General features: G+C 62.6%; 22 protein-coding genes. 8 read left to right on the forward strand and 14 right to left on the reverse strand.

Annotated elements, in window-relative coordinates; genetic code table 11:
• Nucleotides 1–30 precede the first annotated feature (30 nt).
• From HUV48_RS03845 to HUV48_RS03860, 4 genes are read right to left on the reverse strand one after another with little or no spacing between them, the layout of a single operon-like run.
• Nucleotides 31–1,209 (reverse strand): carboxynorspermidine decarboxylase, encoded by a 1,179-nt coding sequence (locus tag HUV48_RS03845; protein WP_176266420.1) that lies wholly within the window; start codon nt 1,207–1,209, stop codon nt 31–33.
• Nucleotides 1,209–1,721 carry an O-acetyl-ADP-ribose deacetylase gene (locus tag HUV48_RS03850; protein ID WP_176266421.1) on the reverse strand — a complete coding sequence of 171 codons (513 nt, stop codon included), beginning with the start codon at nt 1,719–1,721 and terminating at the stop codon, nt 1,209–1,211. The genes HUV48_RS03845 and HUV48_RS03850 overlap by 1 nt, the downstream gene beginning before the upstream one ends.
• Nucleotides 1,721–2,137 carry a hypothetical protein gene (locus HUV48_RS03855; protein ID WP_176266422.1) on the reverse strand — a complete coding sequence of 139 codons (417 nt, stop codon included), beginning with the start codon at nt 2,135–2,137 and terminating at the stop codon, nt 1,721–1,723. The genes HUV48_RS03850 and HUV48_RS03855 overlap by 1 nt, the downstream gene beginning before the upstream one ends.
• The gene (locus HUV48_RS03860) at nt 2,137–3,348 is read right to left on the reverse strand and encodes a saccharopine dehydrogenase family protein (protein WP_176266423.1); all 1,212 of its coding nucleotides are present in this window, start codon (nt 3,346–3,348) and stop codon (nt 2,137–2,139) included. Before HUV48_RS03860 ends, HUV48_RS03855 begins: the two co-directional genes overlap by 1 nt.
• Nucleotides 3,349–3,576: 228 nt before the next feature.
• Here HUV48_RS03860 and HUV48_RS03865 point away from each other — a divergent pair, with 228 nt between their 5' ends.
• From HUV48_RS03865 to HUV48_RS03875, 3 genes are read left to right on the forward strand one after another with little or no spacing between them, the layout of a single operon-like run.
• Nucleotides 3,577–4,548: a threonine ammonia-lyase gene (locus tag HUV48_RS03865; RefSeq protein WP_176266424.1), complete on the forward strand. Its 972-nt coding sequence runs from the start codon at nt 3,577–3,579 to the stop codon at nt 4,546–4,548.
• Nucleotides 4,549–4,600: 52 nt separating this feature from the next.
• On the forward strand, nt 4,601–5,050 hold the full coding sequence (locus HUV48_RS03870) for an MAPEG family protein (RefSeq protein ID WP_176266699.1): 450 nt from the start codon (nt 4,601–4,603) through the stop codon (nt 5,048–5,050).
• A complete protein-coding gene (locus HUV48_RS03875) occupies nt 5,047–5,475 on the forward strand; it encodes an MAPEG family protein (protein WP_176266425.1) in 429 nt (142 codons plus the stop codon). Before HUV48_RS03870 ends, HUV48_RS03875 begins: the two co-directional genes overlap by 4 nt.
• Nucleotides 5,476–5,482: 7 nt before the next feature.
• Here the strand turns inward: HUV48_RS03875 and trxB are convergent, their stop codons facing one another.
• The 10 genes from trxB to HUV48_RS03925 all read right to left on the reverse strand — a co-directional run bounded on the left by trxB (nt 5,483) and on the right by HUV48_RS03925 (nt 18,967).
• Nucleotides 5,483–6,466, reverse strand: a complete 984-nt coding sequence (trxB, locus tag HUV48_RS03880; protein ID WP_176266426.1) for a thioredoxin-disulfide reductase — start codon at nt 6,464–6,466, stop codon at nt 5,483–5,485.
• Between the two features lie 81 nt (nt 6,467–6,547).
• Entirely contained in the window at nt 6,548–7,339 is a 792-nt protein-coding gene (locus HUV48_RS03885; RefSeq protein ID WP_176266427.1) for a tyrosine-protein phosphatase, read from the reverse strand.
• Nucleotides 7,336–8,727 (reverse strand): alpha,alpha-trehalose-phosphate synthase (UDP-forming), encoded by a 1,392-nt coding sequence (locus tag HUV48_RS03890; RefSeq protein ID WP_176266428.1) that lies wholly within the window; start codon nt 8,725–8,727, stop codon nt 7,336–7,338. The genes HUV48_RS03885 and HUV48_RS03890 overlap by 4 nt, the downstream gene beginning before the upstream one ends.
• Nucleotides 8,724–10,535, reverse strand: coding sequence for a glycoside hydrolase family 15 protein (locus HUV48_RS03895; RefSeq protein WP_176266429.1), 1,812 nt, complete (start codon nt 10,533–10,535; stop codon nt 8,724–8,726). The genes HUV48_RS03890 and HUV48_RS03895 overlap by 4 nt, the downstream gene beginning before the upstream one ends.
• Nucleotides 10,532–11,275, reverse strand: coding sequence for a trehalose-phosphatase (otsB, locus tag HUV48_RS03900; protein WP_176266430.1), 744 nt, complete (start codon nt 11,273–11,275; stop codon nt 10,532–10,534). The genes HUV48_RS03895 and otsB overlap by 4 nt, the downstream gene beginning before the upstream one ends.
• Before the next feature lie 73 nt (nt 11,276–11,348).
• Nucleotides 11,349–12,011, reverse strand: a complete 663-nt coding sequence (locus HUV48_RS03905) for a retropepsin-like aspartic protease family protein (protein WP_176266431.1) — start codon at nt 12,009–12,011, stop codon at nt 11,349–11,351.
• Nucleotides 12,012–12,064: 53 nt separating this feature from the next.
• Nucleotides 12,065–13,078, reverse strand: coding sequence for an L-histidine N(alpha)-methyltransferase (egtD, locus tag HUV48_RS03910; RefSeq protein ID WP_176266432.1), 1,014 nt, complete (start codon nt 13,076–13,078; stop codon nt 12,065–12,067).
• Between the two features lie 16 nt (nt 13,079–13,094).
• On the reverse strand, nt 13,095–14,363 hold the full coding sequence (gene egtB, locus HUV48_RS03915; RefSeq protein WP_176266700.1) for an ergothioneine biosynthesis protein EgtB: 1,269 nt from the start codon (nt 14,361–14,363) through the stop codon (nt 13,095–13,097).
• 155 nt (nt 14,364–14,518) lie between these two features.
• Nucleotides 14,519–15,892, reverse strand: coding sequence for a class II 3-deoxy-7-phosphoheptulonate synthase (locus HUV48_RS03920; RefSeq protein WP_176266433.1), 1,374 nt, complete (start codon nt 15,890–15,892; stop codon nt 14,519–14,521).
• Nucleotides 15,893–16,009: 117 nt separating this feature from the next.
• Nucleotides 16,010–18,967, reverse strand: a complete 2,958-nt coding sequence (locus tag HUV48_RS03925; RefSeq protein WP_176266434.1) for a M16 family metallopeptidase — start codon at nt 18,965–18,967, stop codon at nt 16,010–16,012.
• 109 nt (nt 18,968–19,076) lie between these two features.
• Here HUV48_RS03925 and HUV48_RS03930 point away from each other — a divergent pair, with 109 nt between their 5' ends.
• From HUV48_RS03930 to HUV48_RS03950, 5 genes are all read left to right on the forward strand, one after another.
• Entirely contained in the window at nt 19,077–19,658 is a 582-nt protein-coding gene (locus HUV48_RS03930) for a NifU family protein (protein WP_176266435.1), read from the forward strand.
• An 82-nt stretch (nt 19,659–19,740) separates the two neighbouring features.
• On the forward strand, nt 19,741–20,349 hold the full coding sequence (locus HUV48_RS03935; RefSeq protein WP_176266436.1) for a malonic semialdehyde reductase: 609 nt from the start codon (nt 19,741–19,743) through the stop codon (nt 20,347–20,349).
• Between the two features lie 18 nt (nt 20,350–20,367).
• On the forward strand, nt 20,368–20,979 hold the full coding sequence (gene tsaB / locus HUV48_RS03940) for a tRNA (adenosine(37)-N6)-threonylcarbamoyltransferase complex dimerization subunit type 1 TsaB (protein WP_176266437.1): 612 nt from the start codon (nt 20,368–20,370) through the stop codon (nt 20,977–20,979).
• Nucleotides 20,976–21,464 carry a GNAT family N-acetyltransferase gene (locus HUV48_RS03945; RefSeq protein WP_225871499.1) on the forward strand — a complete coding sequence of 163 codons (489 nt, stop codon included), beginning with the start codon at nt 20,976–20,978 and terminating at the stop codon, nt 21,462–21,464. The genes tsaB and HUV48_RS03945 overlap by 4 nt, the downstream gene beginning before the upstream one ends.
• A gap of 133 nt (nt 21,465–21,597) precedes the next feature.
• The gene (locus HUV48_RS03950; RefSeq protein ID WP_176266438.1) at nt 21,598–22,038 is read left to right on the forward strand and encodes a Ros/MucR family transcriptional regulator; all 441 of its coding nucleotides are present in this window, start codon (nt 21,598–21,600) and stop codon (nt 22,036–22,038) included.
• The last annotated feature ends 71 nt before the right edge of the window (nt 22,039–22,109 follow it).

Consider the following 22,109-nt stretch of genomic DNA (forward strand, 5'->3'; position numbering starts at 1 on the left):
GCTGCGCCCATGCTGCGGCGATCCGTGCGGTCAGCTGAGCCGATCGCGAAAATCTCGGTAATCGAATGACTTGACGAGCTCCAGCGCATCGGTGTCGCTGTCCCACAGATAGATTGAGGGAAGCTGCACACCGTTGAAGGTGTTGGTCTTCACCATCGAATAATGCGCCTGATCGAGAAACGCGATCCGCTGACCCGGTTCGGGCGGAACGGGCAGCTTGTAATCGCCTATGACGTCGCCCGCGAGGCAGGATGGACCGCCGAGTCGCACGGGCGGGATTTCGGCGCTCGCGTCTTCGTGCAGCATGGCGGGGCGGTAAGGCGCCTCGATAACGTCGGGCATGTGGCAGGTCGCCGAGATGTCGGTGATGGCGACCGGCACCTCGTTGTAGCCGGTGTCGAGGATCGTGCCGACGAGGATGCCCGCATCGAGCGCCACCGCCTCACCGGGTTCGAGGAAGATTTCCGCCCCGGTATCTTCCTTCGCATCGCGCAGGAACTCGATCAGTTCTTCCCTCTGGTAGTCGGCGCGGGTGATGTGATGCCCGCCGCCCATGTTGATCCACTTGAGCTGGCCGAAATAGGGTTCGATCGCGTCGAACACCTTGTCCCAGGTTGACAGCAACGGCTCCAGATCCTGTTCGCACAGATTGTGGAAGTGGATGCCCTCGACCCCCTCCATCGCCTCTTCGGTCAATTGGTCGAGCGGAAAACCGAGGCGGCTGCCGGGGCTCGACGGGTCGTAGCGCGGCACTTCGCCGGTCGGCACCTGCGGGTTGATGCGCAGTCCCACATCGAAGCGGCCGCCGGTCGCCCTGCCCTGTTCGAGGATCAGTGCGGCGCGGCGAAGCTGCGCGGGCGAGTTGAAGATGACGTGGTCGGACAGGCGGCAGATTTCTTCAAGCTCGTCGGGTTTGTAGGCGGCTGAATAGGTCGCGATCTCGCCGTCGTAGAACTCGCTGGCGAGCCGCGCTTCCCACAACCCGCTCGTGCAGACGCCGTCGAGATACTCGCCGATAATCGGTGCGGTCGACCACATGGAAAACGCCTTGAGCGCAGCAAGCACCTTTATTTCGGCCTCGTCGCGAATGTCCGCGAGGATCTGGCAGTTCGCCCGCAGCTTCGCCGCGTCGACGACGAAGGCGGGGCTTTCCACCCGCGCCAAGTCGAAGTCGGCGAAGGCTCCCGGATCGCCGGCCTTGGTTTCCATCAGTCTTGCTCCAGTGCTGCGCGTAAATGATTTTCGGCATCTTCGCCGAAGCAGACGAGCAGTATCCGCTCGAATGCCTTCGGATGAATACTGACGAAGCCGCGGATGGTGCGCACGGCAATCGGCGCCGCCCGATCGAGCGGGAAGCCGTAGATGCCGGTCGAGATTGCAGGAAAGGCGATACTGCGAAGCTGGTGCTCTCGCGCAAGTTCGAGCGAATTGCGGTAGCAGTCGGCAAGCAATTCTTCCTCGCCCTTATCGCCGCCGTTCCACACCGGCCCGACGGTATGGATGACGTGGCGCGCGGGAAGGTCGTAGCCTTTCGTAATCTTCGCCTGGCCGGTCTTGCATCCGCCAAGCAGCCGGCATTCGCCGAGTAGCTCTTTCCCCGCGGCCCGGTGGATCGCGCCGTCGACTCCTCCGCCGCCGAGCAGCGAGGAGTTCGCGGCGTTCACGATTGCATCGACATCAAGCTTCGTGATGTCGCCGCTATGGATCGCGATTTCGGTCATCAGTCGACGCACATCGCCTGCGCGATACGGCCGTTTTTCAGTTCGCCGAAACAGCCGAAGAGCCGGTCGTCACGCTGGCAGATGCCGACGATATCCTCGTTTCCGCTGCCCGGTTCGGGGTTTCCTTCGACGATGCAGCGCGCTTCGCACTGACTGCTGTCGGTGCAGAGCTTTCCGCCGTCCAGATAGGGCATCACGCACATCTGCATGCCCGCCCGGCCGCGGCGTTCGACCCTGCCGCCCTGCCGATTGCATTCGATCTGTTCGACTTGGCTCATCTCTCCGCCGGGAGGAACGGGCATGGACGAGGTCACCTGTCCGTCCTCGACAGCGACATCCCCGCCGGCCGGCGCTTCGCCTGCCTGCGCGCAGCCGAGCATCACTGCGCTGAGGCCGAGAAGGACCGCAGAGCGCATCAGAAGTCCACCGGTCCGTCCAGTTCCTTCACTTGCCACGGCAGGCCGTGCTGCTGCAGCATTTCCATGAACGGGTCGGGGTCCATCTCTTCCATGTTGAAGACGCCGTCGCCGGTCCACTTGCCCTGCACCATCATGGCCGAGCCGATCATGGCCGGAACGCCCGTCGTGTAACTGACCGCCTGGTTGCCGGTTTCCTCGTAAGCCGCCTCGTGGCTGCAGATGTTGTTGATGTAGAAAGTGCGCTCGCCCGAACCGTCGAGCGCCTCGCCGGTCGCAATCACGCCGATGTTGGTGTTGCCTTTGGTCGTCTCGCCCAGCGTTTCCGGCTTGGGCAGAACGGCGGCGAGGAACTGCAGCGGGATGATGTCCTTGCCCTGATACTTGACCGGATCGATGCGCGTCATGCCGACGTTCTGCAGTACGGTCAGGTGCTTGATGTATTCGTCGCCGAAGGTCATCCAGAACCGCGCGCGCTCCAGTTCGGGATTGAACTTCGCGAGGCTTTCCAGTTCCTCGTGATACATCATGTACATATTCTTCGTGCCGACCGCTTCGAAGTCGAACTCGACCTTCTTGCCCATTGCCGGAGTCTCGACGAATTCTCCGTCTTCCCAGTGCCGCGCGGGCGCCGTCACTTCGCGGATATTGATTTCCGGGTTGAAGTTCGTCGCGAACGCCTGCCCGTGATCCCCGCCGTTGCAGTCGAGGATGTCGAGCTGGCGGATCGTCTTCAGCTTGTGCTTTTTCAGATACATCGTGAAGACGCTCGTCACGCCGGGATCGAAACCCGAACCGAGCAGCGCCATCAACCCGGCTTCCTTGAACCGGTCGTGATACGCCCACTGCCACTTGTATTCGAACTTGGCCTCGTCCTTCGGCTCGTAGTTCGCCGTATCGAGGTAGTCGACGCCCGCTTCGAGGCAGGCGTCCATGATCGGCAAATCCTGATAGGGCAGCGCGAGGTTCACGACGAGGCTCGGCTGGACCTTGCGAATGAGGTTCACCATCGCGGGCACTTCCTCGGCATCGATCTCGTAGGTCGCGACGTCCACTCCGCAGCGCTGCTTGACGCTGGCAGCGATCGCATCGCATTTCGATTTCGTCCGGCTGGCGAGGTGGATGCTTGAGAAAATGTCCGCGTTGAACGCCATCTTGTGGACGCAGACCGAGCTGACGCCGCCGGCACCGATTACGAGGACTGTGGACATGGGTATTCTTCTCCGTGGGTAACTGTTGCGCGCCTCCTAACCTAATGGACCACCCGCGCCAATGATCCGCGAAAGGCCGGTTTCCTATTTCCCCGATTGCAGGCAGAAGGGCGCCATGAACCCGCCGCTTCGCCTCTTTGTTCGTCAGTCTCGCATGGCTTCGAATCGCGTTAGTTTTTGTGCCTTGGATGGTGTTCCATGTGTTCCAAACTGTAGGGAAACCGCTCAATGAGCGCCGCGCGTCAGCCGACTGCGGAAGGCACCCTGGCAGCGCTGCAAAGCCTGCAAGAGCTCGGTCTTCCCATGACGCCGCTGCTGCCGGTTACGATCCGCGGGGTGAACTGCTTCGCCAAGGCCGAGAGCTTGCAGCCGATCGGCGCCTTCAAGATCCGCGGGGCGTGGTGGCGGCTGGTCAACCTTACCGATGAGGAAGCGCGGCGCGGCGTCGTCGCGGTGTCGAGCGGAAACCATGCGCAAGGCGTCGCGTGGGCGGCGAAGCGGCTCGGCATCAGAGCGACCATCGTGATGCCGCGCGATGCGCCGCGGGTGAAGCTCGACGCAACGCGCGAACTCGGGGCGGAGATCGTGCTCTACGAGCGCCCCGGCGAAGACCGTGACGAAGTGGCAGCGCGGGTGCTCAAGGAACGCGGCGGTGCGCTGGTTCACGCATTCGGCGATCCGTTGGTGATCGAAGGCCAGGGCAGCGCCGCGCACGAGGCGAACGCGCAGATGGGTTTTAGGCGAAGACCTTCGCGCTTCGTCGTCTGCTGCGGCGGCGGAGGTCTTGCCGCAGGGCTCGCTCTCGCAAATCCCGATGCCGCAATCCATATCGTCGAGCCGGAAGGCTGGGACGTCGTAGGCCGCTCGCTCGCTTCGGGCGAGATCGTGCGGATGGGTGACGGTGCGCCCAAGACGATCTGCGACGCATTGCAGCCTGATGCGACCAAACCGATGAACCTCGGCGTCCTCCGTGGCCGCGCCGAACCCGGTGTCAGCGTCACCGATGAGGAGGTGCGCACCGCGCAGCGCTTCGCCTTCGCTAAACTGCGGCTCGTGCTCGAACCCGGCGGCGCGGCGGCTTTGGCAGCGGCGCTTGCCGGCAAGGTTCCGCTCGACGAGGACACCGTCATCATGCTGACCGGCGGGAACACCGATGCAGCGCGCTTCGCCGCGATGCTGACCGAAGGGGCTGAGGTTTGACAAGGCGCTGCGCCTTGCGCCAATCGAAGGCGCGCAACAGGGAGTGGGAATGATGCAGGCACAGATACTCGCACCGGCCGCGGTGCTGATCGCATGGTCGCTCGTCATGCTGATATGGATGGCGGCGACCCGCCTTCCCGCGATGAAGCGGGCAGGCGGCGGGCTCGGCAACGCCAAACCGGGCGGACGCGGACAGGACCTCGAAGGGGTGCTCGACGACCGGGTGAACTGGAAGGCGCACAACTACGCGCATCTGATGGAGCAGCCGACGCTGTTCTACGCCGCTTCGCTGATCCTCGCGGTCATGGGGGCCGGGGCGGTCGACGTGCTGCTGGCGTGGGGTTACGTCGCGCTCCGGATCCTCCATTCGCTGTGGCAGGCCACCGTGAACACGATCCCGGTGCGCTTCACCCTCTTCATGTTCTCGACCATCCTGCTCGCCGCGCTGGCGGTGCGGGTCGTCGCACTTACCCTGTTCAACGATCCGGGAGCCAACCTGTGACGCAAAGCCAGATCCTTCAGCCGATCGTCGTCCTTCTCATCTGGACGATGATCATGTGGGCATGGATGTATGCGACCCGCATACCGGCCATGAGCAAGCGCAATGTCGACATCCAGCGGCTGGTCAACGATCCCGACGATTCGCTGGACCGGCAACTGCCTGTGCAGGTTCAGTGGAAGGCGCATAACTACAACCACCTGCACGAACAGCCGACGGTGTTCTACGCGGTGGCGTTACTGCTCGCGTTCATCGGGCAGGGCGACGGAATGAACGCACTGCTCGCCTGGATCTACGTCGGGCTGCGAGTGATCCACTCGATCGTGCAGGTGACGGCGAACAAGGTCATGGTCCGCTTCATCCTGTTCGCCATTTCGAGCATCGTGCTGATCGCATTGATCGTGCACGCTGCGATTGCCGTCTTCTGAGGCGTCGCTACTCGGCGGCTTCCGCTTCGTGCGCGTGGCCGTCGAGTTCGATCTCGAGCCCGGCATGGAAGCGCTCCGCATCGAGCGCGGCCATGCAGCCCGTCCCCGCGGCCGTCACCGCCTGCCGGTAGACGTGGTCCATCACGTCGCCGCAGGCGAAGACGCCCGCCACCTCGGTCTTGGGCGTGCCCGGCGCGACCAGCAGATAACCGCTGTCGTCCATCGGCAGCTTGCCCTTGAAAAGCTCGGTGGAGGGCGCATGACCGATCGCGACGAACGCACCGTCGACTTCCAGTGTGCTGGTTTCGCCGGTTTCGGTATTGCGCAGTTCGAGGTGGTGGAGCGCGCCGTTCTCTCCGGGCACGAACCGCTCGACCGTCTGGTTCCACATCGGGGTGATCTTGTCCGACTTGAACAGGCGTTCCTGCAGGATCTTCTCCGCGCGAAGTTCGTCGCGGCGATGGATGAGCGTCACGTCGTCTGAGTGATTGGTAAGGTAAAGTGCTTCCTCGACCGCGGTATTGCCGCCGCCGATCACCGCGACCTTCTTGCCGCGGTAGAAGAAACCGTCGCAGGTCGCACAGGCAGACACGCCCTTGCCGCCTAGTTCCTGCTCGCCCGGAACGCCGAGCCACTTCGCCTGCGCGCCGGTCGCGATGACGAGCGTGTCGCCGATATACTCGTCGCCGCTGTCGCCGACTGCCCGGAAGGGCGAGCCGTTGGCGACGTCGACTTCGACGATCGTGTCCCACATCATGCGCGTGCCGACGTGCTCGGCCTGCGCCTTCATTTCTTCCATCAGCCACGGACCCTGGATCACGTCGCGAAAGCCGGGATAGTTCTCGACGTCGGTTGTGATAGTGAGCTGACCGCCGGGCTGGATGCCCTGCACCACGATCGGCTCCATCGCAGCACGCGCGCCGTAGATCGCGGCCGAATAGCCTGCGGGGCCGGAGCCAATGATGAGCATCTTGGTGCGGTGGGTAGCCATGCGGATATGTCTTTCGAGGTAACCAAACGAGACGGAAGCCGGGACGTTAGCGTCTGCCGGCGCCCGGGTCACCCGATGTCGTTACGTTTCCACCAGATGCAAGCGCAGCGTTTCGCGCGCAGTCTCGTCGATGCCCAGTTCATGCGTCAGATAGGCATCGACCGAGCCGTAGCGCTCGGTAAGCGCGCCGCGGGCAGCCTCGAGGTAGCTTTCCTGCACCCCCATGAGGGCCGCCGCCGCGTCTTTGCTGACGGTAGGGTAGCGCCGCCGGATCGATTCGATACCGCGCGCTATTTGGCTTTCCCGATCACCCGACGTGTTGGTCAGAAGGAAGTCGGCCATTGCATCGTCCGGATGGACACCGAGCGCCTCATGAAGCAGCGCCACCGCCATGCCCGTGCGGTCCTTCCCCGCGTGACAGTGAACGAGGCTGGCCCCTTCCCCGCGCAGCTGCGCATCGAAGAAGCGCCGAATCATCGTGACGAGCGGCACCCGGTCCGGAAGCGCGGCGTAGGTGCGTTCCATTATCGTGTGCGCATCCGCAGGACTGAACGCCTCGCCTGCCGCCGCGAGATGCGGCGCGAGCGTGCCACTTTCACCATCGAACGCAATGACCTGGGCTGCAAACGCCGGACCGCGCAGGGACGGCAGGCTGTCCCGCTCTCGCGGTCCGCGCAAATCGAACACGTGGGCAAGTTTCAGTTCGTCGATCGCGTCGAGGTCGGCCTCGCTCGCCTCCGCCATATGGCCGGAACGCCACAAAAGGCTCCGCCTGACGCGACCGCCGCCCGCTACCGGATAGCCGCCATAATCGCGGAAGTTGTGCACCGCAGACAGCGGAAGCGTGCGTTCGAACTCCATTGCCGTGCTCAAGCGTATTGCGAAACTTTGGCGAGATCTCTGCGAAAGTTCTCGGTCCATTCCTGCACGTTCTCGTCGCGAACCGAGACCAGCATCTTCTGGTGCCGCTCCTTGCGTTCTTTAAGCGGCATCTCCAGCGCTTGGTTGATCGCGCGCGCAAGATCGTCCGGGCTGTGCGGATTGACTAGGATCGCATCCTTCAGTTGCAGAGCCGCTCCGGCGAATTGGGACAGGATCAGAATGCCCGGATCGTCGGGGTCCTGCGCCGCGACATATTCCTTGGCCACGAGGTTCATTCCGTCACGCAAGGGAGTGACCAGCCCGATTTTCGCCGCTCGGTAGAAACCGAACAGCTCGGCCTGCGAATAGCCACGATTGACGTAGCGGATCGGGACGAGGTCGACTTCTGAGCGTGCTCCGTTGATTTCACCCGTCTTCTGTTCGAGTTCGGCCCGTATCTGCTGATAGGATTCGACGTCTTCGCGGCTCGGCGGCGCGATCTGGATGAAGACGAGATCGCGGACGCACTCGGGATATTTGTCGAAGAACCGCCCGATCCCGTCGATACGTTCGGGAATGCCCTTCGAATAATCGAGCCGGTCCACGCCGATCATCGCCGTACGGTCACGGGTCGACGTGACGAGCCGCTGCTCTGCCTCGCGCGCATCGCTGCCCGCTTCGTGGCTCATGAAGTGCTCGTAATCGATGCCGATGGGATAGGCGCGCGCGATTGTCCGGCGTCCCTCGAATGTGATGCAGCCGGTTTCCTCGTCGACCTCTGCGCCCAGTTCCTTCTCGCAGTAATGCATGAAGGATTCGAGCCATTCGGCCGTCTGGAAGCCCACCAGATCGTAGCGCAGCATCGTGCGAACGAGCCGTTCGTGGTAGGGAAGCGATACGAACAGGCGGGTCGCCGGCCAGGGAATGTGCAGGAAGAAGCCGATCCGGTTTTCGATGCCGCGGGCGCGCAGGCGCTCCCCTAGCGGGATCAGGTGGTAGTCATGCACCCAGATGAGGTCGTCTTCCTCGACCATCGGCGCGACGCATTCGGCAAAACGCTCGTTGACGCGCTCGTAGCCCTTGGCCGTTTCCTGTTCGTATTCGGCCAGATCGAGGCGGTAGTGAAACAGCGGCCACAAGGTCGCGTTTGCATAGCCGTTATAATATTCGTCGATGTCCTGCTTCGCGAGGTCCATCGTCACCGTGGTTACGCCCTCGAACGTCTGCTCGCTGGTTTCGCCGGTGAACTCGGGAACGTCTTCGCCCGACCATCCGAACCAGATACCGCTGTGTTTCTTGAGCGCTGCGTTGAGTGCGCCTGCCAATCCGCCTTGTGCCCCGGCCGCGCCCCGCGCTTTCGGCACGGCAACTCGGTTCGAGATCACAACCAATCGGCTCAACGCACTTCACTCCAGGGTTTGGATAACAATCCGGCGCAGTTAATCACTCCTACTAGCGAGTAGGTCTGCGGGAAGTTCCCCCAAAGCTCACCTGTTTCGTGATCGAGGTCTTCCGAAAGAAGCCCGGAGCGCGTCGTATGCGACAGCATGGCATCGAACAGAACGCGCGCTTCGTCCGATCGGCCGGAGAGGTGAAGCGCTTCGATCAGCCAGAAGGTGCAGACGTTGAACGCGGTTTCCGGCGCGCCGAAATCGTCTTCCTTGGCGTAGCGAAGCATGTAGTCCCCGCGGCGCAGTTCCTTCTCGATCGCGTCGAACGTCGCTTGGAACCTCGGGTTGTCGGGCGAAAGGAATCGCAGTTCGACCATCTGCAAAAGGCTCGCGTCGAGATAGTCGCTCTCGAAGCTTGCACCATAATGCGCCTTGCCGCTTTCGCTCTCCTCTTCGGAGACCCACGCCTTTTCCTCGATCCGCTTTCGAATGACTTCGGCACGCTCGTTCCACATGGCGCACCGGTCCTCCTTGCCGAGCTTGCGCGCCGCATTGGCGAGCCGGTCGCAGGCGGCCCAGCTCATGATCGCGGAATAGGTATGGACTTCCTGCCTTGTGCGGAATTCCCAGAGGCCCGCATCGGGCTGATCGTGCATACGCCACGCCATTTCGCCGACCTCCTCGAGGCTCGCGAAGTCTTCCTCGTCCGCCATGCGCAGAAGCCGGCGATCGAAGAACCCGTGGACGGTAGGCAGAACGATCTGGCCGTAGCAATCGTGCTGGATTTGCAGGTAGGCTTCGTTCCCGACGCGGACCGGACCCATACCGCGGTATCCTTCGAGCTCGGGCGCAATGTTCTCCTCGAGCTCGGCGACGCCCATCACGGAATAGAGCGGCTGGATCTGCCCTCCGCGCGCCTGGTCGATGATGTTGCGCAGATAGGCAAGATACTTTTCGAGCACGTCGAGCGCACCGAGCCGGTTCAGAGCTTGCACCGTGTAATAGGAATCGCGGATCCAGCAGAAGCGGTAGTCCCAGTTGCGCTCGCTGCCGGGCGCTTCGGGGACCGAAGTCGTCATCGCCGCGACGATCGCGCCCGTTTCCTCGTGCTGGCATAGCTTGAGGGTGATGGCGCAGCGGATCACCTCGTCCTGCCAGTCGAGCGGGGTGGCGAGGCCGCGCACCCAGTTCTTCCAGTACTTGCGCGTCGCCTGCTCCATTGCGCGCACTTCCTCGCGCAGATTGCCGGTGAACGGTTCGTCGGGGCCGAGGAAGAAATGCGTATCATCCTCGATGCGGAAGGAACGCTCTTCCAAGATATAACCGACCGGCGCGTCGGTGGAGAGACGGATGGCCTGCGAGCCCACCAGATAGCGTATGTGGTTGGTTCCGTTGGTCCGCATCGGCACCTCGGAGCCATAGTCGCGCATCGGAGAAAGCCGTACGCAGATACGCGGATGGCCTGCGATACGCCGCACGATCCGCACGAAGGCGACGGGACGGTACATCCTTCCCGACCTTTCGTAGCGTGGGCAGAAATCGAGTATCTCGACCGCGCTGCCGTCCTTCGCTTCGAGGCGGGTGACGAGGTTCGGCGTATTACGGATATATTCCTGCGTCGCGCTCACCTGCCCTTCGAGTTCGAAGCGCCAAACGCCCTGGTCCTGCTTTTCTCCATTGAGCAGCGCGCAAAACACCGGGTCGCCGTCAACGCGCGGAACGCAGCCCCAGACGAGGCCGCCGCGCTCGTCTATCAGACCGCTGACCTGGCAGTTGCCGATCGGCCAGAGCTCGAGCGAGGACCGCACCTCCGTCATAGCCCGAGCCACTCGTGTACCGCTGCCGGCGTTTCGAGGTGATACTCCGCGTGCTCGGTTTCCCGCGGGCCTACGGCAATTCCGAACCCGCCGAGCTCGCGGCAGGCGGCAAAACCGTGTTCGTCCGTTTCATCGTCGCCGAGAAAGATCGGGCGTGCTCCGGCGAACGGCGCGCATTCCTGGAAAGCGCTCACCGCCCCGCCCTTGTTCGCGCCCGGTCGGACAAGTTCGATAACCGACTTCCCCGTTTTCACGTCGAGCTCGTGCCCGCCTGCAAGTTCGCGTGCGAAGGCCAGCGCGGCGGCGGCTGCATCGGGGCTCTGCCGATAATGGATTGCCCCGCCATGCGTCTTCGCTTCGTAGCGCAGCGCATTGCGGTCGCAGTAATCTGACAGCGCGCATATTACTTCTTCCGGTAACGGGTCGGGCTGGTCTCCGAGAGGATTGCCGCCCGCATGACGCCGCGCACCTCCGTGCGAACCGGCAACCGCGACCTCGATCGGCCCGAGGTGGCTTTCCAGATCGTCGATTGCCCGCCCGCTCACCAAGGCAAAACGTCCGTCGAGGCGCTGCTCCAGCGCACGAATCTGCGCAGGCAGGGTCTCGGGGACGGTTATGCCGTCGGGCGTATCCGCCAGTTCGACGAGGGTCCCGTCGAAGTCGCAGTAGATGGCAATCGGGGTTTCGGCGCGAAGACGCTCCAGCGGCGGAGGCACGGGCAGGCGGTTAACATTGGTCATATTCCCCGTTCTTTAGCGGCGGCTTCACCATGGTCAAACGGGCTCTGCCTGCATTGCTATTCGCGGGGAACGATTAATCGTTCCGGTCGCCGCTTTGCGGAACGAGGATCATGGTCGTACCTTCCACACGCCACGATTCCAGGCGCGAGAGAACATTCATCCCGATCACGTTCGTCTTGCCGAGATTGGGCGCGATGACGGCGTCGATTCCGCGGGCATTCACGTTCCCGAAGCTGAGGCTGTCGATCGCCGTCATGTCGGCGAGGATCGCGCCGTTGGCGGTTTCGAGCTGTATTGGAATGCCCCCCGACCGCGGCTCCAGCCCCGCGCGCTGCGCCAGATCCGGCGAGACCGCAGTCAGCGTGGCGCCGGTATCGACCAGAAACGCAGCATCCTCGCCATTGATCGAGGCCTGCAGCCAGAAATGCCCGTCGCGGGAGAGTTCGATCCGGGTCTCGCCGCCTTCGACGACCTGTTCCGGCAAGTCGAGACCCGGAACGGCCAGATCGATGCGCGGGTCAAGCCGCGAGAGCTGCAGCACCACCGTCGCCAGAACCGCAGCCAGAATGATCGTGCTCGCAGTCGATATGACGCGTCCGAAACCAACCCGCTTGCGCAGCAGTGCTGTGCCGAACCAGCCTGCCACCATCGCGGCGAGCGTAACCATGAGCAGGTCGCTGCGGGGCACCGCTTCGATCGCGGCGCTTGCCCGGTCCCAGATTTCACTGAATTCCATATGCGGCTTTTAGCGGACCTCGCTTTATCGCTCGCTGAACGAAGAATTGGGGTTCACGGCGCCTTACGCGGCTCCATCGAGCGGGCGAGAATGAGCGAGAAACGGTCTTCGCTGTCGGTCCAGCGTTTTACTGGCGACCACCCGCCGGACATCAGCAGCAGATTGCTGCTGCGCTCCGTGAACTTGTGGCTGTTCTCCGTATGGATGGTCTCGCCTTCGAGCATCGTGAAACGCTCGCCCGACAGGGTGAAGGCGATTTCCCGCGTCGCGACCAGATGCATCTCGATCCGCGCGACTTCGTCGTTCCAACGTGCTTCGTGCCGCAAGGCATCGACCGGAATGTCGCCGTCGAGTTCGCGGTTCATGCGCCGCGCCACATTGCGATTGAATTCTGCGGTGACGCCGGCCGCATCGTCGTATGCGGCTTTCAGAACCTCGACATCCTTCACGAGATCCATGCCGATCAAGAGCATCGGCGCGGTACGATCGCCCGAATGTTCTTGCCCTTCGAGCAGGGTCGCACGCATCGAGCGGAGGAGGTCCACTGCGCTGCTCGCGATCATGTTGCCGATCGTCGATCCGGGGAAGAAGCCGAGCTTGGGCATATCAGAGACTTCGGCCGGCAATTCGACGCGCCGCATGAAATCGGCTTCGACCGGATAGATCGGCAGGTTCGGAAACTTGCCCTGCAATTGATCGGCCGCTGCACGCAGAAAATCACCTGCAATATCGAGCGGCACGTAGGCGGCGGGCTCGATCGCGCTCAGCAGCAGCGGGGTCTTCACCGAACTGCCGGAGCCGAATTCCACCACGGCGCGGCCGCTACCGATCAGATCGGCAAAGTCCCGCGACTGCGATTCCAGAATTTCGGTTTCCGAACGCGTCGGATAATATTCAGGGACCTCGGTGATGTCCTCGAACAGCTGCGAGCCGGCGTCGTCGTAAAGCCAGCGCGCGGGAATGGCTTTCTGCTCACCCCGCATTCCCTCCAGCACGTCTTTGCGGAAAGCGCGATCGACCCCGTCCGCGTCGCGCTCGACCAGGGCAATCCCCTGCGCCTTGTTCATAACCAAGCCCCTGTTATTATATATCTTTTGCGAGGCGCAGGCCGGTAAACTGCCAGCGCTGGTGCGGGTAGAAGAAGTTGCGATAGGATGCGCGCGAATGCCCGCGTGCGGTTGCGCAGCTCGCTCCGCGCAGGACCACCTGCCCGCTCATGAACTTGCCGTTGTATTCGCCTACTGCGCCCTCGGCGATCTGGAACCGCGGATAGGGCAGGTAGGCGGACCGGGTGAACTGCCAGCAATCGCCGAACAGTCCGCTGCTGCCGCGAGGGTGCGGCGCGCCGTCCATGTCGGCGAGCCGGTCGAGCTGGTTTCCCGCATGAGCGTCGTGCGCCGGCGAGGCGGCGGCGCTGTCCTGTCCGCGCGCGATGGCTTCCCATTCGAATTCGGTCGGAAGTCGGGCTCCCGCCCATGTCGCGTAGGCATCGGCCTCGTAATAGGAGATGTGCGTCACGGGAGCGTTCGGATCGCGCTTCTGCCAACCGGCAAGCGTAAAGGCGCGCTCATCTTCCCAATAGAGCGGCGCGGTAATCTTCTCTTCGTTGACCCACGCCCATCCATCGGACAGCCATAGCGCCGCGTCGCTGTATCCACCCTCGTCGATGAACTGCTGCCACTCGATATTGGTGACGAGCCGGTCGGCGATCGCGAAGGGTTCGAGAATGACGCGGTGGCGCGGCCCTTCATTATCGTAAGCGAAGCCGTCGCCGTCGTGCCCGATCATGGCAATGCCGCCGGGGTGTTCGTGCCATTCTATTTCTGCCGCAGGGCTGGCGGATGGGCCGTAAGTATCGTGATAGGCCGGACCGAGCGGGTTCTGGAAAAGCGCATGCTTGATGTCGGTAAGCAGCAATTCCTGATGCTGCTGTTCATGAGCGAGGCCCAGGCGAATGAGCGGCGCAAGATCCTCGCGTCCCAGCAATTGCTCCATCGCTTCGGTCACATGATGGCGGTATGCGACGCATTCCTCGAGCGAGGGACGCGACAGCATTCCCCGCGCGAACCGGTTGATGCGCTCGCCTTCCGCCTCGTAGTAGGAATTGAACAGGAACGGCCATTTCTCGTCGAAGAGCGTGTAGCCCTCCGCATGATCACGCAGAAGGAACGTCTCCCAGAACCATGTCGTGTGTGCAAGATGCCACTTCGTAGGCGAAGCGTCTTCCATCGACTGGATCGTCGCATCGGCATCGGACAGCGGCTGCGCCAGTTCTTCGGACAATGCGCGCACACCGGCGAAGGCCGTAGCTGTATCGCCGCTTGTCCAGTCCGCTTGCCGGCCGCTCCTCACTGCCCCGTCGGATGACGGGCGAGGACGCTGGATCGGCGCGTTCACAATTTACTGCGCAGCAGAGGCGCCGGATCAGGGGTATGCATGGCACGTAGCATAACCAGAATAGTGCCCGGTCCCAAGCTTCGTTCCCGAAAACGCTTTAGCGGTCAGGTTTAAGCCGCGTCCGCTTGCGCCAATTCCATCTCGCTGTTTAGCATTTCTGCGAGCAGGAACGCCAATTCGAGCGACTGCGCCGCATTGAGGCGCGGGTCGCAATGCGTGTGATAACGGTCGCCCAGCGCTTCGTCGGTAATTGCTACCGCCCCGCCGACGCACTCCGTCACGTCCTGTCCGGTCATCTCGACATGGATGCCGCCAGGATGGGTCCCTTCGGCCCGATGAACCGCGAAGAAGCCCTTGGCTTCCGACAGGATCCGGTCGAACGGCCGGGTCTTGTAGCCACTCTCGGATTTGACGACGTTGCCGTGCATCGGATCGCACGACCAGACGACGGGGTGCCCTTCCCGCTTCACCGCACGTACCAGCTTCGGCAGGTCTGCCTCTACCTTGTCGTGTCCGAACCGGCTGATGAGCGTGATCCGGCCCGGCTCGCGCTTCGGATTGAGCGTGTCGAGCAACTTCAGGAGAGCGTCCGGCTCGAGGCTCGGTCCGCACTTCATGCCGAGCGGATTGCCGATGCCACGTGCGAACTCGATATGCGCGCTCCCTTCGAAGCGGGTGCGGTCGCCAATCCACACCATGTGCGCGCTCGTGTCGTACCATTCGCCGGTCAGCGAATCCTGCCGGGTCAGCGCTTCCTCGTACGGCAGCAGCAGCGCTTCATGGCTGGTGTAGAAGCTCGTGCCCTGAAGCTGCGGGACGGTAGCGGGGTCGATTCCGCAGGCTTCCATGAAGTCGAGCGCTTCGCCGATGCGGTCGGCGGTCAGCGCGAACTTGTCGGCCCAGGGCGAGCGACCCATGAAATCGAGCGTCCACTGGTGGACCTGACGTAAATTGGCATAGCCGCCGCCAGCAAAGGCGCGCAGCAGGTTGAGCGTCGCCGCGGCCTGCGAGTAGGCGCGGACCATTCGCGCCGGATCGTTGCGACGGGTTTCCGCACCGAACTCGATCCCGTTGACGTTGTCGCCGAAATAGCTCGGCAACGTGATGCCGTCCTTGGTTTCGGTGTCCGAACTGCGCGGTTTGGCGAACTGCCCGGCCATGCGTCCGACCTTCACGACCGGTCGCTTGCTCGCGAAGGTCATCACGACTGCCATCTGCAAAAGCACGCGGAAGGTGTCGCGGATGTTGTTCGGGTGGAATTCGGCGAAGCTTTCGGCGCAGTCGCCGCCTTGGAGCAGGAAGCCCTTGCCGCTCGCGACTTCGGCAAGCTCGGCTTTCAGCGCGCGGGCTTCGCCGGCGAAGACCAGCGGCGGGTAGCTCGCGAGGGTCGTGACCGCATCGGTCAGCGCGTCCTGATCCTCGTAACGCGGCAGATGCCGCGCTTCGTGATCTTTCCAGCTATCCTTCGTCCATTGACCCGTCACTGCAAACGTCTTTCCTGCTGTTCTGCCCGCTTTGACCCCTTCTAGGGTGCGCTCGCCCTAACATAGGTTCGCCGTTACCGTCGTCCATGTAATCTTTAAGCGGCGCAAGCTGCCCTGTTACCGGCCGGTCTGGACCTCCGGCCGCCGCGTGGAAAGTTGCTGACCTTCGGGAATGACAGCGATCTTGTACTCCTTTGCCGGATCGAGGAAGCGCGCGGCCAGCGCCTGCATGGCTTCGGGCGTAGTCCTTGAGTAATCCGCCATCAGCGAACGGGTAAGACCGATCAGCCGGGGGTCCCGCGTCGCGCCTTCGAGTTGGTACAGCCAGAACTGGTTTGCGGTCGAGGCCCGGTTGATCAGCTGGCGAAGCGGCTCGGTCACGCGGGCAAGTTCGTCCGCCTCGACCGGCGTGCTGGCAAGCTCCGCCGCGATCCGGTCAGCCTCTTCAAAGAAGATCGGCACGTCTTCAGGCTTCAGCTGCGCGAATGCAGTGATGCGTCCGCCGCTATCGACATCGGTCGGCCAGTTGGACGAGACGTTGGGCGCATAGCTCGCGCCCGACCTCTCGCGCATCGCTTCGAGCAGCCGGTTGTTGAACAGCTGGGTGAGAATTTCGAGCTGCCGCGACAGGCGCAGATCATCGACCCCGCCTCCACTCGGCCATGCGACGACCGCCGCAGCCTGATCGGGGTCGCCGCGGTGCGTCAGGACCGTCGGCGCTTCCTGGGCAGCGGGGAAAGCGATCTCGCTCGCCTCTAGGTCCGCATCGACTTCCCGCGGCTCAAGCGCGCCGAAGGTCCGTGAAAGGTCCGCAACCGCTGCATCCGCATCGAAATCGCCAAAGATGATGACCTCGACCGGCCCTTCCGCCAGCACCGGCTCCCAGGTTTCGCGGAAGCCTTCGGGCGTCAGCCCTGCGAGCGTTTGCGGAGTAGGCGTCGCGAAACGCGTATCCTTGTCGCGCAGCAGATATTCGAGATCGCGGCTCAGCACGCCGCCGGGATTCGTCTCGTAGCTTTCGTAGGCGATCCGCGCGGCGGCGATATTGCGCTGCACAGGGTTCGGGTCCCAGCGCGGCATGTCGAGCTTCGCGGCGAACAGGTAGAGCTGGTCGGCGAGATCCTCTTTCCGCGTCTGAGCCGAGAATACGAACGCGCCCTCGTCCACTTCGAAATCGAACCCCATCTTACGTCCGGTGGTGATCCGGTCGATCTCTTCCTGGCCCAGTTCGCCGATACCCGACCCTACGAGAGCGCCCTGCGCCAAGTTGATATACGGTCCGTCAGCCGCATCGAAGGCCTGGAAGCCCGAGCCGAACCGGACGTTGACCGACACGCGTCCCGGCTCGGAACCGTGCGCCCAGAGCAGCGCCTTCACGCCGTTCGCGAACTGGATCTGCTCGATGCCGAACAGCCCGGTAGGCTGGCGCGCGACGACTTCGCCGGGCTCGCCAATTGGCGGCAGGTCCGCAAAGCTGATGGTGCTCGCTGCAAGGCGCGCATTCTCATCCGCGGTGACTTTCTTCAACAAAGCCGTCCGGACGGTTGCCGGCTTGGCTTCGCTTGCATCGGGGGTCAGATAGGCCCCGCGGATGACCGTACCGTCGAAGAGCGCCCTGGTATGTTCGAGCACGCGCGCAGGCGTGATCTTTTCGGTCATGCCGCGGAACACCTGCAGCACCGTTTCGGGCGATGCCGTCGTCTCGCGGATATCGACCGCTTCGACGATGTTGTCGGCAAGCTCGGCTCCGGACTGAACCGAAGCCTGCTCCACGCTGCTCTGGAAGACGACATCGAACTCGGCGATCTCGCGGGCGATCTCCTCATCCGAAGGCGGCGTCTTGAGCGCATCGGCGATCACGCCGCGGACATCGTCGAGCGCGCCCTGCCAGTCTCCCCCGAGCGGCGCGAAGCTGACGAAGGTCGCATCCGCGCTTCGGCTTATGTCGTCCTGCTGGACCTGCGCGTAGAGATATTCGCCGCCCGCGCGCGCCCGCGCTTCGAGCCGCCGGTTGATGAGCGCCTGCGCGATGGCATCGACGAGCAACCCTTCGTTGTACTCGATCGTATCGACGACCGGCCGCCATGGCCGCATGACGCCATAGGTAAAACTGCGCGGCAGATCGGGTTCGACAATCACGGCCGTCTCGCCGACCGGATTGGAGGATTTGGCGCCTTTGGGAGCGACCGGATCGCCAAAATCTGGTGCCTCCACGTGCTTGCCCTCGGCTTGCCAGTCGCCGAACCATTTTTCGATCAGACCGGCGAAGAGCATCGGGTCGATGTCGCCAGCAACGGAAATGACCGTGTTCTCGGGCCGGTACCAGCGCCGGTGAAATTCCTGCAACGTCTCAGGCGTAGCGCCCGACAATGTTTCGGGCGTCCCGATCGGCAGTCGTTCGGCAAGCCGCTGTCCGGCGAACAAGGTCGTACGCGTCTGTTCCGCAGCGCGCTCTCCCGCCCCACCCCGCTCGCGCTTTTCGGCAAGTACGATCGGTAATTCGGCAGCAAGATTGGACTGCGTCAGCTTGGGTTCGCGGACCATGCCCGACAGCAGTTTGAAGCTCTCTGCCACCTTCTCGGGCGAGGCATTCGGCAGATCGAGTTTGTAGACCGTATGGGTGAAGCTTGTCTCGGCATTGGTGTCGCTGCCGAACGTCGCGCCAAGGCGCTGCCACATCGGAATGGCTTCACCGGGCCCAAGATATTTACTTTCGCGGAACAACAGATGTTCGAGGAAGTGCGCGAACCCGCGTTCCTTGTTGCGCTCGTGGAGCGAGCCCGCGTCGATCCGGATACGAATGGCGACCTGTCCCGGCGGAACGCCGTTGTGGCGCACCGCATAGCGCAAACCGTTGTCCATTTCGCCGAACAGCCACTCCCGGTCGACCGGGATATCGCTGCCCTCGTAGAGCCACGTTTCCTCATCGCCGGTCTGCAGCGCCTGCGGCGGGGGAGCGAGCGGTTCGCTCTCGGTTTGCTCGAGTTGAACGACGTCCTGCGCCGCGATCGGCATGGGCAGGACGAAGGGAAGGAATAGCGAAAGACAGGCGACTGCGCGCGGACGTATGCTCATGGGCCGCATATAGGTTGGGGGCAGGTGAAGGTGTAGTGAATGTCAGAGGCTTTTTTGCGCCGCTCCGCTGCGTCTTGCAGCAGCACTCTGGCGTGCCTACATTTGGCGCATGTTTATCGAGACCGAAACGACGCCCAATCCCGCGAGCCTGAAGTTTCTTCCCGGACAGCAGGTCATGCCTTCCGGCACGCGCGAGTTCGCCTCGCCCGAGGCGGCCGAAGCGAGCCCGCTCGCACAAGCGCTCTTTGACACGGGAGAGGTCGTGAACGTCTTCTTCGGCGGCGATTTCATATCCGTCACCGCCGCCCCCGGGGTCAATTGGAGCACGCTCAAACCGCAGGTACTTTCGATCCTGCTCGACCATTACGCCTCGCAGGCACCGCTCTTCGCGCCCGGGACGGCGGCGGGTATTTCCGTCCCGCCGGAAGCGGAAATGCAGGTCGAGGAAGATCCCGCCGACAAGGAAATCATCGAGCAGATCAACGATCTCCTCGACGAGCGCGTGCGTCCCGCCGTCGCCGGCGACGGCGGCGACATCGCCTACCGGGGCTACAAGGACGGCGTAGTCTACCTCACCATGCAGGGCGCCTGCTCGGGTTGTCCGTCCTCCACCGCGACGCTGAAGCACGGCATCGAGGGGCTGCTCAAACATTACATCCCCGAAGTCACCGAAGTGCGCGCCGCTGGCTGAAAACCGCCGCTTTCGGCACTTTTGCCCACGCCGGCAGTATTGAACGGTACGGACGGACAATTCGAAAGCACAAGGACCCTTCATGCCGATCAAATTCCACGACCACGTTCTCAGCGACGATGCGCTCGACCAGATTTTCCGCGAAGCGCGCTCCTACAACGGATGGCTCGACAAGGACGTGAGCGAACAGCAGATTGCCGATATCTACGAGCTGCTGAAGATGGGTCCGACTTCCGCCAATATGCAGCCCGGCCGGTTCATCTGGTGCAAGTCAAAGGAATCGAAAGAGCGGCTCGCCGAGCATGCATCCGACAATAACAAGGACAAGGTCCGCACGGCGCCCGTCTGCGTGATCATCGGCTACGACATCGATTTCCACGAGCATCTGCCGTGGCTCTTCCCGCACACCGATGCGAAGAGCTGGTTCGAAGGCGACGAGGATGGCCGCAAGGAAGGCGCATCGCGGAATAGCGCCTTGCAGGGCGCTTACCTCCTGATTGCCGCACGCGCGATCGGGCTGGACTGCGGACCCATGTCGGGGGTCGATCTCGATGCAGTCACGAAGGACTTCTTCGCCGACGAGCCAAAGTACCGCGCCGACTGGATCTGCTCGATCGGATACGGCGACGAAACGACGATATTCGACCGCAGTCCGCGGCCGGACTTCGATAAGTTCAACCGCGTGATCTGACACCGGGAAAGCAAGTTCATGCGGACCCTGGTCATCGAAACCGCGACCGAAGCTTGCTCGATTGCCCTGTTCGAGGATGACGCGCTGCTTGGTAGCGACCACCGCGTTTTTGGCAGGGGCCATGCGGAACATCTCGTCCCCATGATCTCTGACCTGCCTGGCAAGGGCCGGGCGGAGCGTATCTGCGTGTCGCTCGGCCCCGGTAGCTTCACGGGAAGCCGCATCGGCATTGCGGCGGCACGCTCGCTCGGAATCGCATGGAGAAGCGAGGTATTTGGTTTCCCGACGCTCGCACTCGTTGCCGCGAATGCTCGCACAGAAGGGAAGCGTCAGGCCGTGGCGGTGGCAATGAACGGCGGGCATGGGGAATGGTTCGTGCAATCGTTCGACGAGAGCGGGCTTCCGCGCGCAGCGCACTGCTCGCGCACATCAGACGACGCGGTCGCAGTAATGGCGGACGAATTGGTGGCCGGTACGAAAGCCAGCGCATTGATCGAAGCACGCGGCTACGGCACGGCCCTTGAAGCACATCCAGACGCACGGCTCTTCGACTTGCTGCCCCCTTCCTTGCTTACCGAAAATCTTGCGCCGCTTTACGGACGCGCTCCCGATGCGAAGGTGCCGGCATGAATTTGCCGCTCCTTAAAGCCGAGCAGGAAGACGACGTCGACCGCATGATGTCGGTGATGGAAGACGCTTTCGATGCGCATTGGGGCGAAGCATGGAACAGGCGGCAGCTCTCGGACAGCTTAATTTCGCCTGCGACGCACTACCTGCTCATCGCTGCCGATGGCGAAACACCGAAGTCGGGCGAGCCGGCAGCGGGCTTTCTCCTGTCGCGATGCATCGCGGGAGAAGAAGAAATGCTGCTCGTCGCCGTTCGGCGCGAATATCAAGGGCGCGGCCTCGGTTCGAAACTGATTGAGCGCTTCTGCACTGCCGCACGGGAACGAGGCGCAAGCGAACTCTTTCTGGAGATGCGGCATAACAACCCGGCGCGGTCGCTTTACGAAGCCAACGGATTTACGCCGATAGGCCGGCGCGCGAACTATTATACTTTGAAAAGTCGAGAAAAAGCCGACGCCATTACATATTCCAAGAAGTTACCCGGATAACTTTCATTTCGAGACACAAGATACTGCACTGTCTCTCTTGAATTTCCGCACTACATGCACGATATGCGGCGCATCTTGTCATGTCCCAAGACAGGGTTGCACACGTCACTAAAAGATAAGGAACGACGAGAGAATGGAAAACATGCAGAGCGACATGGCCGAAACGCTTATTACGCTGACGTCCGATATTGTTGCTGCTCACGTAAGCAACAACAGCGTCGCAGTCGAAGATGTCCCGACCCTCATTACAAACGTCTATCAGGCGCTGGCTAATGTCGGCGGCGAGCAAACGACTGAAGAAGAACGTCCCGAACCGGCTGTATCCGTTCGCTCTTCGGTAAAGAAAGACAACATCGTCTGCCTTGATTGCGGTAAGAAGATGAAGATGCTGAAGCGGCATCTTGCAACCGAGCACGACATGACGCCGGCCGAGTACCGCGAGCGCTGGGATCTCGGAGCCGATTATCCGATGGTTGCACCGGCATATGCGGAAACGCGGCGCGACTTGGCCAAGAAAATTGGCCTCGGTCGGCAGCCCGGGCAAAAGCGTGGGCGCCGCAAGAAAGCCGAATGATCGCCTCTACTTTTACCGGAATGCTTGAGTGCGGCGCGCACGGTCTCTAACACTGACCGAACGCCGCACTT

Origin of the sequence: Qipengyuania atrilutea (genome assembly GCF_013370205.1) — a bacterium.
Classification (GTDB): Bacteria; Pseudomonadota; Alphaproteobacteria; order Sphingomonadales; family Sphingomonadaceae; genus Actirhodobacter; species Actirhodobacter atriluteus.

What these genes read in the sequence shown, in the direction of transcription:
- HUV48_RS03865 (WP_176266424.1), top strand. Translation starts at nt 3,577, where the DNA reads ATGAGCGCCGCGCGTCAGCCGACTGCGGAAGGCACCCTGGCAGCGCTG.
- otsB (WP_176266430.1), bottom strand. Translation starts at nt 11,275, where the DNA reads ATGACCAATGTTAACCGCCTGCCCGTGCCTCCGCCGCTGGAGCGTCTT.
- HUV48_RS03895 (WP_176266429.1), bottom strand. Translation starts at nt 10,535, where the DNA reads ATGACGGAGGTGCGGTCCTCGCTCGAGCTCTGGCCGATCGGCAACTGC.
- HUV48_RS03855 (WP_176266422.1), bottom strand. Translation starts at nt 2,137, where the DNA reads ATGCGCTCTGCGGTCCTTCTCGGCCTCAGCGCAGTGATGCTCGGCTGC.
- HUV48_RS03850 (WP_176266421.1), bottom strand. Translation starts at nt 1,721, where the DNA reads ATGACCGAAATCGCGATCCATAGCGGCGACATCACGAAGCTTGATGTC.
- HUV48_RS03925 (WP_176266434.1), bottom strand. Translation starts at nt 18,967, where the DNA reads ATGAGCATACGTCCGCGCGCAGTCGCCTGTCTTTCGCTATTCCTTCCC.
- HUV48_RS03950 (WP_176266438.1), top strand. Translation starts at nt 21,598, where the DNA reads ATGGAAAACATGCAGAGCGACATGGCCGAAACGCTTATTACGCTGACG.
- HUV48_RS03860 (WP_176266423.1), bottom strand. Translation starts at nt 3,348, where the DNA reads ATGTCCACAGTCCTCGTAATCGGTGCCGGCGGCGTCAGCTCGGTCTGC.
- HUV48_RS03905 (WP_176266431.1), bottom strand. Translation starts at nt 12,011, where the DNA reads ATGGAATTCAGTGAAATCTGGGACCGGGCAAGCGCCGCGATCGAAGCG.
- HUV48_RS03945 (WP_225871499.1), top strand. Translation starts at nt 20,976, where the DNA reads ATGAATTTGCCGCTCCTTAAAGCCGAGCAGGAAGACGACGTCGACCGC.
- HUV48_RS03930 (WP_176266435.1), top strand. Translation starts at nt 19,077, where the DNA reads ATGTTTATCGAGACCGAAACGACGCCCAATCCCGCGAGCCTGAAGTTT.
- egtD (WP_176266432.1), bottom strand. Translation starts at nt 13,078, where the DNA reads ATGAACAAGGCGCAGGGGATTGCCCTGGTCGAGCGCGACGCGGACGGG.
- tsaB (WP_176266437.1), top strand. Translation starts at nt 20,368, where the DNA reads ATGCGGACCCTGGTCATCGAAACCGCGACCGAAGCTTGCTCGATTGCC.
- HUV48_RS03935 (WP_176266436.1), top strand. Translation starts at nt 19,741, where the DNA reads ATGCCGATCAAATTCCACGACCACGTTCTCAGCGACGATGCGCTCGAC.
- HUV48_RS03870 (WP_176266699.1), top strand. Translation starts at nt 4,601, where the DNA reads ATGCAGGCACAGATACTCGCACCGGCCGCGGTGCTGATCGCATGGTCG.
- HUV48_RS03845 (WP_176266420.1), bottom strand. Translation starts at nt 1,209, where the DNA reads ATGGAAACCAAGGCCGGCGATCCGGGAGCCTTCGCCGACTTCGACTTG.
- trxB (WP_176266426.1), bottom strand. Translation starts at nt 6,466, where the DNA reads ATGGCTACCCACCGCACCAAGATGCTCATCATTGGCTCCGGCCCCGCA.